Annotated in this window: 12 protein-coding genes; 7 read left to right on the forward strand and 5 right to left on the reverse strand. The window is 68.6% G+C overall.

The features are described from left to right. Positions 1-142 precede the first annotated feature (142 nt). Entirely contained in the window at positions 143-856 is a 714-nt protein-coding gene (locus PKD06_RS16200) for a DUF599 family protein (RefSeq protein ID WP_324381885.1), read from the forward strand. 17 nt (positions 857-873) lie between these two features. Here PKD06_RS16200 and PKD06_RS16205 read toward each other — a convergent pair whose 3' ends face one another. From PKD06_RS16205 to PKD06_RS16225, 5 genes are all read right to left on the reverse strand, one after another. Continuing rightward, complete coding sequence (locus PKD06_RS16205) at positions 874-1,635, reverse strand: ABC transporter permease (protein WP_324381887.1); 762 nt, start codon at positions 1,633-1,635, stop codon at positions 874-876. Beyond that, positions 1,632-2,612 carry an ABC transporter ATP-binding protein gene (locus PKD06_RS16210; RefSeq protein ID WP_324381889.1) on the reverse strand — a complete coding sequence of 327 codons (981 nt, stop codon included), beginning with the start codon at positions 2,610-2,612 and terminating at the stop codon, positions 1,632-1,634. The genes PKD06_RS16205 and PKD06_RS16210 overlap by 4 nt, the downstream gene beginning before the upstream one ends. 53 nt (positions 2,613-2,665) lie before the next feature. Beyond that, positions 2,666-3,478, reverse strand: coding sequence for an energy transducer TonB (locus PKD06_RS16215; protein WP_324381891.1), 813 nt, complete (start codon positions 3,476-3,478; stop codon positions 2,666-2,668). A gap of 97 nt (positions 3,479-3,575) precedes the next feature. Next, positions 3,576-4,589, reverse strand: coding sequence for a GntR family transcriptional regulator (locus PKD06_RS16220; RefSeq protein WP_324381893.1), 1,014 nt, complete (start codon positions 4,587-4,589; stop codon positions 3,576-3,578). Then, positions 4,565-6,106 (reverse strand): altronate dehydratase family protein, encoded by a 1,542-nt coding sequence (locus tag PKD06_RS16225; RefSeq protein ID WP_324381895.1) that lies wholly within the window; start codon positions 6,104-6,106, stop codon positions 4,565-4,567. The genes PKD06_RS16220 and PKD06_RS16225 overlap by 25 nt, the downstream gene beginning before the upstream one ends. Before the next feature lie 192 nt (positions 6,107-6,298). Between PKD06_RS16225 and PKD06_RS16230 the strand changes: the two genes are divergently transcribed. From PKD06_RS16230 to PKD06_RS16255, 6 genes are all read left to right on the forward strand, one after another. Next, complete coding sequence (locus PKD06_RS16230; RefSeq protein ID WP_324381897.1) at positions 6,299-6,982, forward strand: amino acid ABC transporter permease; 684 nt, start codon at positions 6,299-6,301, stop codon at positions 6,980-6,982. A 10-nt stretch (positions 6,983-6,992) separates the two neighbouring features. Then, positions 6,993-7,637 (forward strand): amino acid ABC transporter permease, encoded by a 645-nt coding sequence (locus PKD06_RS16235; RefSeq protein ID WP_324381899.1) that lies wholly within the window; start codon positions 6,993-6,995, stop codon positions 7,635-7,637. A gap of 99 nt (positions 7,638-7,736) precedes the next feature. Beyond that, entirely contained in the window at positions 7,737-8,456 is a 720-nt protein-coding gene (locus PKD06_RS16240) for an amino acid ABC transporter ATP-binding protein (RefSeq protein ID WP_324381907.1), read from the forward strand. Positions 8,457-8,500: 44 nt separating this feature from the next. Next, positions 8,501-9,310, forward strand: a complete 810-nt coding sequence (locus PKD06_RS16245; RefSeq protein ID WP_324381901.1) for a transporter substrate-binding domain-containing protein — start codon at positions 8,501-8,503, stop codon at positions 9,308-9,310. Positions 9,311-9,523: 213 nt separating this feature from the next. After that, the gene (locus PKD06_RS16250; protein ID WP_324381903.1) at positions 9,524-10,330 is read left to right on the forward strand and encodes a shikimate dehydrogenase; all 807 of its coding nucleotides are present in this window, start codon (positions 9,524-9,526) and stop codon (positions 10,328-10,330) included. A gap of 118 nt (positions 10,331-10,448) precedes the next feature. Continuing rightward, positions 10,449-11,630 (forward strand): acyl-CoA dehydrogenase family protein, encoded by a 1,182-nt coding sequence (locus PKD06_RS16255; protein ID WP_324381905.1) that lies wholly within the window; start codon positions 10,449-10,451, stop codon positions 11,628-11,630. Positions 11,631-11,742 lie beyond the last annotated feature (112 nt).

Here is an 11,742-nt window from a genome sequence, read left to right on the forward strand (position 1 = left end):
GAGCCGCCCGCGAGCCCCCTGGATTCCCTTCCCGGCCCTTCGGGCCGCCGGGAATGACAAGAGGGGCGCCTCGCTCGGCCGCGAGGTCCCGTCAGTGGGCGAGACACATCGGGAAATCGGCATTAAACCGGATCGCAGACCGATGGAGGCCCTGGTGGGCGGCTTCACCCTTCTCGATTCGCTGGCCCTCGCCTTCTTCCTGCTGTGCTGGTTCGGCTACGAACTCGTGATGGGCCGCGCCGCCAGCCGGCGTCACAACCTCAACGAAACGATCAATGCAGAGCGCCATCATTGGATGCAGGAGATGGCGCTCGTCGACAACCGCATCATGGATGCGGGCCTCCAGAGCAGCCTCCAGAACGGCACGGCCTTCTTCGCCTCGACCTCCCTGCTGTCCGTGGGCGGCTCGCTGGCGCTGCTGCGCGCGACCGACGACGTGCTGACCTTCCTCGCCGAGATGCCCTTCGGGCTGGCCACGAGCCGCATCGCCTGGGACATCAAGGGCTCCGGCCTCGTCATCATTTTCATCTATGCGTTCTTCAAGTTCTCCTGGGCGTACCGCCTGTTCAACTACACGGCCGTGCTGATCGGCTCGGTGCCGCGGCCGGGAAGCAACAGGGGCCGCAACCCGCAGGAGGCCGCAAACCGGGCCGCCTCCATGAGCGTGGTCGCGGCGCGCCATTTCAACTGCGGCCAGCGGGCGTTCTTCTTCGCGCTGGCCTATCTCGGCTGGTTCGTGAGCGGCTATGTGCTGATCGCCTCGACGGCGGCGGTCCTCTTCGTGATGTGGCATCGCGAATTCGCCTCCGACGCGCTCGCCGCCCTCGCGAAAAGCCCGGCCCCTCCGGGGACGTGACGGCGGAGGCCGCGCCCCTACGGCTTCAGCCGGTAGCCCGTCCTGAACATCCAGGTCACGATGCCTGCGCAGATCAGGAGGAAGACGAAGGTCATGCCGAGGCTGACGCCGACCCCGATCTCGGCCGTGCCGAGGAAGCTCCAGCGGAAGCCGGAGACGAGGTAGAAGACCGGGTTGAGGAAGCTCGCCGCCCGCCAGAAGGGCGGCAGCATGTCGATGGAGTAGAAGCTGCCCCCGAGGAAGGTCAGCGGCGTGATCAGGAGGAGCGGGATGAGCTGGAGCTTCTCGAAGCTGTCCGCCCAGATGCCGATCACGTAGCCGAACAGGCTGAAGGTGACGGAGGTCAGCACGAGGAAGGACACCATCCAGACCGGATGGACGATCCGCAGCGGCACGAAGAGCGCCGAGGTGAGGAGGATGATCAGCCCGAGGATGATCGATTTCGAAGCCGCCGCCGCGACATAGGCCGCGGTCAGCTCGAAGGGCGAGACGGGCGCGGAGAGATGCTCGAAGATCGTGCCCGTGAAGCGCGGGAAATAGATGGCGAAGGAGGCGTTCGAGACGCTCTGCATCAGGAGCGAGAGCATGATCAGCCCCGGCACGATGAAGGAGCCGTAGCTGACGCCGTCGACCTGCGTGATGCGCCCGCCGATCGCGGCGCCGAAGACGACGAAATAGAGCGTGGTCGAGATCACGGGCGAGACGATGCTCTGGAGCAGCGTGCGCTTCGTCCGGTTCATCTCGAACAGATAGATGGCGCGAAGGGCGTTCCAGTTCATGCCGCGCGCTCCGGCGCGCCCCGGGCGCGCTCCGGCGCGGCCGGGCCCTCGCCCGCGCGCAGGTTGACCAGCTCGACGAAGATGTCCTCGAGCGTCGATTGGCGGGTGTCGAGATCGGCGATGCGCAGGCCCGCCCCCCGCAGGGCCTCGATCAGCGCCCCGATGCCGCTGCCGCCGGCCCGCCCGTCGAAGCTCCAGGTCAGGAGCCGGCCGTCCGGGGACAGCTCGACCTCTCCTTCCGGCAGCCCCGGCGGCAGGGCCGCGAGAGGCGCGTCGAGCGTGATCGCGAGCCGCTTCTTGCCGAGCCGGCGCATCAGCTCCGCCTTCTCCTCGACCAGGAACAGCGCGCCGCGGTTGATGACGCCGATCCGGTCGGCCATCTCCTCGGCTTCCTCGATGTAATGCGTCGTGAGCACGATGGTGACGCCCTGCTCGCGCAGCCGGCGCACGAGGCTCCACATGTCGCGCCGCAGCTCGACATCGACCCCCGCCGTCGGCTCGTCGAGAAAGAGAACGCGGGGCTCGTGCGCGAGCGCCTTGGCGATCAGGACGCGCCTTTTCATCCCGCCCGACAGCGTCATGATGCGCGAATCCTTCTTCTCCCACAGCGACAGCTCGCGCAGCACGGCCTCAATATGGGCAGGGTTCGGCGGCAGGCCGAAGAGGCCGCGGCTGAAGCTCACCGTGGCCCAGACGCTCTCGAAGGCATCCGTGTGCAGCTCCTGCGGCACGAGGCCGATTCGCCGGCGCGCCGCGCGGTAGTCGCGCACGACGTCGTGGCCCTCGACGAGGACCTGCCCGGTCGAGGCGCTCACCGTGCCGCAGCAGATGCCGATCAGCGTCGTCTTGCCGGCGCCGTTCGGCCCCAGGAGGGCGAAGATCTCGCCCTGGCGGATGTCGAGATCGACGGTCTCGAGGGCCCGGAAGCCGCTCTTGTAGGTCTTCGACAGGCCCCGGATGGAGATGGCGGATTGCATGGGCGCGAGGCCATGGCCTGCTTTGGCCCGAAGGTCCAGCCCGCCCCGGTGCTTCAGCGCACCCCGAGGCGGATATGGAAGGTCAGGGGGCCGGCATAGCCCGCGGGCGGCGGCGGCACCGGGCCGCGAAACGCCGCGAGCGCCGCAGCGTCGAGGCGCGGATCGCCCGAGGAAACGGTGAGGCGCGCGCCGGCGATCCGCCCGCCCGGCGCCACGGAAAAGGTGACGCTCGCCATGCCGGCCGCCCCGCCCGCGAAGCGGCTGCGCAGGATGCCGACGATCCGGGCCCGCCAGGCCGCCGAAGCCGCAGCCGCCCCGACCGAGGCGAAGGCCGGATCCGCGGGGCCCGGCCGGGAGGCTCCAGCCGCCTGCTCCTGCCGCAAGGCGGCGGCGCGGCGGCGGATCTCCTCCGCGCGTTCGCGGGCCGCCTCGGCCTTCCGTCTCGCTTCCGCCTGCTTGCGCGCCTCTTCGGCGGGCGAGGGCTCGTGCCGGGCGGACGGCTTCGGGGAGACCACGGGACGCACGACCGGGCTTGGAGACTCCCGCAATGGAGCCGAAGCCGCGACCGAGGGCGGCGCGGCACCGGCCTCCACGGCGGGCATGTCGGCCGGCCCCTCCGGGGGCGGCCCCTCGGGCGCCGGCTCGACGAGCGCCTCCCCCGCCCCGCCCGGCATGGCCGAAAGCGCGAGATCGAAGATCACAGCGGGCAGCTGCTCGGGCGCCTCCCCGTCCGGGGTGCGGGTCAGCCAGGCGAGGCCGACCGCAGCATGGGCCGCGAGCGCGACGGCCAGCGCGCTCCCCCAGCGCAACGCCTCCGACCCGCCCTCCCCGAGGCGCAACGCGCGCCGGAGCCCGGAGGCGCTCACCTGCCCGCGCCCGCATCGAAGCCGATCAGCGCCCCCTCCAGGCCACCCGCCGCCCGCAGCGCGTTCATGACCCCGCCAGCTCGCCATAGCCCATGCTTTATGCCTGCGCGTAGGGAAGCTCGTGCATGGCCTGGGTCCGACGGAAGGACGCGAGGCGCTGCTCGGCCTTTTCGGCCGACATTTCGAGATGCCTCACGAGCGCCTTGCAGGCCGCTCGCGCATCGTGGCGGCGGAGCGCCGAGACGATCTCCAGGTGCTCCTCCATGAAGGGATCGACCTTGGTCTTCCGCTGGAGGGCCATCTGGATGTGCTTGCCGGCCACGAGGATGCAGCGCGTCCGCCTCAGCGCCTCCAGAAGCTCGACATTCTCGCCGTAGCCGAGGCAATCGACGTGGAGGTCGGATTCGAGCCGGTCGAGATCGGGCCCGGTGACATCGGGGAAGGTCTCCGTCACCTGCCGGAGGCGCTCCTCGACCTCGTCGAGCCATGCCCCCGGGATGCGGCCGATCGCATGGCGCAGGGCCGCGGGCTCGAGCAGGATGCGCAATTCGTAGAGGTCCCGGAAGCGGGCCTCGTCCAGGGGGACGATCCACCAGCGCGAGCGCTCGTCCTTGGTCACGATGCCGGCCTCGCGCGCCTGGACCAGCAGGTCGTGCGCGACCGTGCGGCCGACATTGAGGTGGCGCGCCAAGGCCAGCTCGTTGAGGCGCGCCCAGCCGAAGACCGAGCGCAGGATGATCTCGCGCTCGAACTCGTAATAGAGCGGCTGCCAGGCGAAGCTGCGCGGATTGATCCCGGCCTCCGCCGAGAGCTGGAGCATCTGTGGCGTGATCTTCACCCGCAGGGGATTTCCCTTGCCCACCAGGAGGCCGCGCCCGTCGAAACGGCTGAGCAGCCCCTCCTCCTCGAGGCGCGAGAGCGCCTGCTTGACGGGCGAGCGGCTGGAGCCGAACAGGGCCGCGAGCGGTCCCTCCAGCAGGACGAGGCCGCGCGGCAGCGATTTTGCCTCGATCCCGCGGCGGATCTGGTTGGCGATGGTCGCATAGGCAGGCGCGCCGGGAGCCGGCGCGCCGCTTTCCATCGAATTCAGGTGACGGCCCCGATCTGCCATGGCACGAATTCGTTGTCCCCGAAGCCAAAGTCCTCGCTGAGCGTGTGCTCGCCCGAGGCGGTGGCGATGATCTTCTCGAAGATGCGCCGGCCGGCGGCCTCGATGGTATCCTCGCCCGTGACGATGCCGCCGCAATTGACGTCCATGTCGTCGCTCATGTGCTCGTACATCTCGTTGTTCGTGGCAACCTTGATGCACGGGGCCGGCTTGAAGCCGGAGACGGAGCCGCGGCCCGTCGTGAACACCACGACGTTGCAGCCGCCCGCGACCTGGCCGGTCACCGCGACCGGATCGTAGCCGGGCGTGTCCATGAAGACGAAGCCGGGCTTGTCGATGATCTCGGCATATTCGTAGACCGCCTCCATCGGCATGGAGCCGCCCTTGGCGACCGCGCCGAGCGACTTCTCGAGGATGGTCGTCAGGCCGCCGAGCTTGTTGCCGTGGGAGGGGTTGTTGTTCAGCTCCGCGCCGTTGCGCTCGGTATAGCGGCGCCACCATTCGATGCGGTCCATGAGCTGCTGGGCGACCTGCGGCGTCACGGCCCGGCGCGTGAGCAGGTGCTCGGCGCCGTAGATCTCCGGCGTCTCGCTGAGGACGGCGGTGCCGCCATGGCGCACGACGAGGTCCGCCGCATGGCCGAGGGCGGGATTGGCGGAGATGCCGGAATAGCCGTCCGAGCCGCCGCATTGCAGGGCGACCTTGAGGCCCGAGAGCGGGACGGTGGTGCGCCGGACCGCGTTCACCGTGGGCAGCATCTCGCGAATCATGTCGGAGGCGATCTCGATGGTCTTGCGCGTGCCGCCGAGCTTCTGGATGGTCATGGTCCGCAGGAACGGCCCCTCCTCCAGGTTGAACTTCTTGACGATCGGATCGATCTGGTTGGTCTCGCAGCCGAGCCCGATCATCAGGATGCCGCCGAAATTCGGATTGCGCGCATAGCCGCTCAGCACGCGCTGGAGATAGGCGTAGCCTTCCGACTTCATGTTGATGGCGCAGCCCGTGCCGTGCGTCAGCGCGACGACGCCGTCGACATTGTCGAAGCCGGCGAGGCCATTGCCGCGGTTGAAGCCGTCCGCGATGGCGCGCGCCACGGTGGCCGAGCAGTTCACCGAGGTGACGATGCCGATATAGTTGCGCGTGCCGACGAGCCCGTCGGGGCGGACATAGCCCTCGAAGGTCCGCCGCTCGCCCTCCGGCAGGAGCGGGGTCGGGCCCGCCTCCTCGGCGAAGTGATGCGTCACGGTGCTGTCCTGCATGCCGAGATTCTGCAGGTGGACGTGGTCGCCCGGCGCGATCGCGGCCGTCGCGATGCCGATGACCTGCCCGTATTTCAGCACCGCCTCTCCCTCGGCGACCGGCCGCAGCGCCATCTTGTGCCCGCTCGGAATGTCGGCCCGGGCGGTGATCGTCGCGCCGCCGATCTCGATCGCGGTCCCCGCCGGGATGCGGCGCCGGGCGACGGCGACATTGTCCGCCGCATTGAGCTGGATGAGGGGGGAGGTCTCGTTCTGGTCCATGAAGCGTTTCCTTAGAATGACTATTGCATGCACTGATCAATCATGATAGGCGCCCTCAAGTCAACAGGTCTCGGCGAAAAACGCCGGGCCGGGAGGGAGCCCAGGGCCATGCGATTTCGCACTATTTCCGACATTTTGGAATTTGAAGAATCCGAAGCCGCCGCCGCGGCCGGGCGGGACTGACGGCCCGCCATGTCCTACGAATTCGACTTCTCCTTCCTGAAGGACTACGCGCCCGACCTCGCCTGGGGAGTCTGGCTCACGCTCGGCATGACGGTCGCCTCGATCATTCCGGGCTTCATCCTGGGCACGGTCTGCGCCGTCGCCCGCCTGCGCGGCACGCCGTGGCAGAGACGGCTCGCGACGGCCTATGTCGAGGGCATCCGCAACACGCCGCTGATCATCCAGGCCTTCTGGCTGTTCTTCGGCCTCTCGGTCCTCCAGATTCGCATCGGCCCCTTCGCGGCGGCGGTCATCGCCCTCGTCATCAATGTGGGCGCCTACACGGCCGAGATCATGCGCGCCGGCTTCCGCAGCATCCCGCGCGGCCAGCTCGAGGCGGCCTCCTGCCTCGCGCTCACGCCCCGGCAATCCCTCCTCTATATCGAGGTCCCGCAGGCGGTGGAGCGCGTCTACCCGGCCCTCGTCAGCCAGTTCGTGCTGATGATGCTCGCCACCTCGATCATGTCGCAGATCTCGGCCGAGGAACTGACCGGCGTCGCCTACATGATCCAGTCCTTCACCTTCCGCGGGTTCGAGGTCTACCTCGTGATCGCGGTGATCTATCTCGGGCTCGCCTCGCTGCTCCGCCTCGTCCTGCTCGGCATCGCGGAGGTCTCCTTCCCGCGCCGCCGCCGCCTGCGCACCCCGCTCTGAGGAACCGGCCATGTTGGGACTGACAGTCGAACAACTCACCTACATCTTCGGCGGCGCGGGCTGGACCCTCGTCCTCTCCTTCTTCGGCTTCCTCGGGGGGACCATCCTCGGCCTGCCCCTCGCGGTCGCACGCGCCACCGGCAGCCGCCTCGCCAAGGGGCTCACCGGCGCCGCGATCCAGTTCATCCAGGGCGTGCCGCTCCCGGTCATCATGTTCGTGGTCTATTTCGGCCTCAGCATCGGCGGCTACAACGTGCCGGCCCTGATCGCCGCGAGCCTCGCCATGACGCTCTATTCGGCCGCCTATCTCGGCGAGATCTGGAAGGGCTGCATCCAGGCCGTGCCGAAGACCCAGTGGGAGGCGGCCGAATGCCTCGCCTTCACGCCTCTCCAGCGCTTCTCCTACATCATCCTGCCCCAGGCGCTCCGCATCGCCATCCCGCCGACCGTCGGCTTCATGGTGCAGATCGTGAAGAACACCTCCTATGCGGTCGTGATCAACTTCTTCGACCTCACCTATTCGGCCAAGGTCATCAACAACTCGACCTTCAAGCCTTTCACGGTCTTCACGATCGCGGCGGTGATCTACTTCATCATCTGCTTCCCCATGTCCATGATCGCTCGGCATTTCGAGCAGAAGCTCCATCGAGCCTGAGAGAGAACGACCATGAACGCACAATCTCCCGCGCCACCCGCTCCCGCTCCGTCCTCCAACGGGAAGGGCGCACCGGTCGAATCCGACGCGACCGAGGTGATGGTCAACTTCCAGGGGGTGCGCAAGAATTTCGGCGCCCTCCAGGTCCTCAAGGGCGTCGACCTCGAGGTCCATTCCGGCCAGGTGGTCGCGCTGATCGGCCGGAGCGGCTCGGGCAAGAGCACGGCGCTCCGCTGCGTCAACGGCCTCGAGAAGATCAATGCCGGCAAGCTCACGGTCTGCGGCTACGATCTCTCGAAGGACAACGTGGACCTGCGCAAGCTGCGCCACGACGTCGGCATCGTCTTCCAGAGCTACAACCTCTTCCCCCACCTGACGGTCGAGCAGAACGTCACGCTGGCGCCGCGCAAGGTGCTGGGGATCAGCACGGCCGAGGCGAAGGAGATCGCCGCGGACGTGCTGGCCCAGGTCGGCCTGTCGGACAAGCTCGACAACTATGCCGAGCAGCTGTCCGGCGGCCAGCAGCAGCGCGTCGCCATCGCCCGCTCGCTCGCGATGCGGCCGAAGCTGATGCTCTTCGACGAGGTCACCTCGGCGCTCGACCCGGAGCTGACGGGCGAGGTGCTGAAGACCATCGAGCGGCTTGCGGCGAACGGCATGACCATGATGCTCGTCACCCACGAGATGGCCTTTGCCCGCTCCGTGGCCAACCGGGTCGTGTTCATGCACCAGGGCACGGTCTGGGAGTCGGGTCCCGGCGAGATGCTCGTCAACCCGCAGACCCCCGAATTGCAGCAATTCGTCGGAAGCGGCCTCTGAGCCGCCTTCATCCCCCTTCACCCACCACCAAGCGAGGAAACGACATGCTGACCATCAAGAAGAAGGCCGCGCTCGCGGCTTTGGCCCTGGGGATGTGCTTCGGCAGTTCCTGGGCCGGGGCGGCGGATGTCCCGCCGGCGATCAAGTCGCGCGGCAAGGTCATCATCGCCATCGACGTCAGCCATCCGCCCTACGGCATGCTCGACGCCCAGGCGAAGGAGACCGGATCGGATGTCGAGACGGCGCGGCTCGTCGCCGAGGACATGGGCATTCCGGCCGAGATCGTCCCCGTCTCCGGCGCCAACCGCGTGCCCTTCCTGCTGAGCGGCAAGGCCGACATGGTGATCGCCTCGTTCTCGATCACCCCCGACCGCAAGAAGGTCATCGCCTATTCGAAGCCCTACGGCGTCATTCCGGTCGTCATCTCGGCGCCGAAGGGCATGGCCATCAAGACCGCCGCCGACCTCGCCGGCAAGTCGATCGCGGTCGCCCGCGGCACGACGGCCGATATCGAGCTGACCCGCGTCATCAAGGAAAGCGGCGTCAATGCGAGCATCGTGCGCTACGAGGACGAGGCCACCACCAACACGGCGGTCGCGACCGGCCAGCAGAGCCTCCTCGCCGCCGCCCTCTCGACCGCCAACTCGGTCGCCGAGCAGAATCCGAAGCTGGACTTCGAGGTGAAGCTCACCATGGCGGCCTATCCGATGGCGGTCGGCCTGCGCAAGAACGACGCCGCGCTGAAAGCCTGGACCGACGCCTGGGTCGAGGCCAACCTCAAGAACGGCAAGCTCAACACCATCTACAAGAAGTATTTCCACCAGGACCTGCCGGAGACGATCCCGGAGGAGTGATCCGAGGGACGGCGCGCGCCGCGCCCCCCTCCCCCATGCTCCGCATGGCCCCCTCCCCCGCTTGACGGGGGAGGAATCGATGCCGCCTCCTGACCCTCCCCGTGAAACGGGGGAGGACGGCGGAGGGGGCACGGCCCCTCCGAGACAGATCGACCGAACCCGCGGCGGCCGGGCCGGAGAATTCGGCCCGCCGACCGACGACGAGCTGGGATCATGACGACACGCAGCCTCACCGACATCACCGGGAACACGAAGGTCCTCGCCATCCTGGCCGACCCGATCGCGCATGTGAAAGCGCCGCCCGGCATCAACCGCATCGCGATTGCGCGGGGGCGCGACGCGGTCATGGTTCCGTTCCAGGTCGCCCCCGAGAAGCTCGCGACCCTCATCGAGGGCCTGCGCGCGCTCAAGAGCTTCGACGGCGCCGTCGTCACCGTGCCCCACAAGGGGGCCGTCGCCGGCCATTGCGACGTGATCTCCGACCGCGCCCGCGCCATGGGAGCGGTCAACGTCCTGCGCCGCGAGGATGACGGGCGCCTCGTCGGCGACATGCTGGACGGCGCGGGCTTCCTCGCCGGGCTCGCGGCCGCGGGGATCGGGGTCGCGGGCAAGCGCGTCTATCTCGTCGGTGCCGGCGGCGCGGCGAGCGCCATCGCCTTCGCCGTCGCGGAGGCCGGCGCCGCGCACCTGACGCTGGCCAACCGCACCCGCGCCAAGGCCGAGGACCTCTGCGCCCGCATTCTCGCCGCCTATCCCGGCGCCTCTGTCTCGGTCGGCGATGCCGATCCCTCGGGGCACGACATCGTGATCAACGGCACCTCGCTCGGCATGAGGGCCAGTGATTCACTGCCGCTCGACGCGGAGCGGCTCGCCCCGCCCATGGTCGTGGCGGAAGTCATCATGGTGCCCGAAATCACCCCGCTCCTCGCCGCGGCCAGGGAGAAGGGCTGCCGCATCCATCTCGGCAAGCCGATGCTCGACCACCAGCTCGAGCTGATGGCCGATTTCCTCAAGCTCTGAGAGACCTCATCGGAAATCATGCGGCGGGCGGTTGCGATCGCCCGCCGCATGCTATCGTCTCGGCGAGAACGCGGCGCGGTCCGGGCGGGGCCGGCGCGCCGCGAATCGGGAGACGACCATGGACATGGCCCAAGAGACGGCTCAGGAGCCGACACCCTCCTTCGCCCTCGGCGAGGACCAGAAGGCCATCTACGAGATGGCGCGCGACTTCGCGCAGAACGAGCTGGCGCCCAAGGCCCTCGAATGGGACCAGGAGAAGCATTTCCCCATCGACGTGCTGCGCCGCGCGGCGGCGCTCGGCATCGGGGGCATCTATGTCGGCGAGGAGCATGGCGGCAGCGGCCTGACGCGGCTCGACGCGGCCCTCATCTTCGAGGCGCTGGCGACCGGCTGCCCGACCATCTCGGCCTATCTCTCCATCCACAACATGTCGACCTGGATGATCGAGCGCTTCGGCGACGAGGCGCAGCGGGAGCGATGGGTGCCGGGCCTGTGCGCGATGGACCTGCTCGGCAGCTATTGCCTCACCGAGCCCTCCGCCGGCTCGGATGCCGCCGCCCTCAAGATGCGGGCCGCGGCGGAAGGCGACACCTACGTCCTGAACGGATCGAAGCAGTTCATCTCGGGCGCGGGCTCCTCGGACGTCTACGTGATCATGGCCCGCACGGCCGAGACCGGGGCCGCCGGCATCTCGGCCTTCGTCGTCGAGAAGGACACGCCCGGCCTCTCCTTCGGCGCCAACGAGAAGAAGATGGGCTGGAACGCCCAGCCCACCCGGCTCGTGATCTGCGAGGACCTGCGCGTGCCGGCCGCCAACCGGCTCGGGGCCGAGGGCCAGGGCTTCAAGATCGCGATGGCCGGGCTCGACGGCGGGCGGCTCAATATCGGCGCCTGCTCGCTCGGCGGGGCGCAGGCGGCGCTCGACAAGGCCGTCGCCTATATGCGCGAGCGGCAGGCTTTCGGCCGCAGGCTCGTCGAGTTCCAGGCGCTCCAGTTCAAGCTGGCCGACATGGCGACCGAGCTGGAAGCCGCCCGCACCCTCCTGCGCCGGGCCGCCGCCGCGCTCGATCGCAAGGATGCGGACGCGACCAAGCTCTGCGCCATGGCCAAGCGCTTCGCCACCGACATCGGCTTCAAGGTCGCCAACGACGCCCTTCAGCTCCATGGCGGCTACGGCTATCTTGCCGAATACGGGATGGAGAAGATCGTGCGCGACCTGCGCGTGCACCAGATCCTGGAGGGAACGAACGAGATCATGCGGCTGATCGTCTCGCGCAAGATTCTCGACGAGACCGCCTGAACCGATAAAAGCACGGCGCGCGCCCCGCTGGAGAGGAAACCGGGAGCGCCCGATCCTGCGGCGCCGGGCTCCTACGCCCGCATTCGGCGCTGAGGGCGTATTCCCCTGCCGG

The organism is Enterovirga sp. (assembly GCF_035325185.1).
Classification (GTDB): Bacteria; Pseudomonadota; Alphaproteobacteria; order Rhizobiales; family Beijerinckiaceae; genus Enterovirga.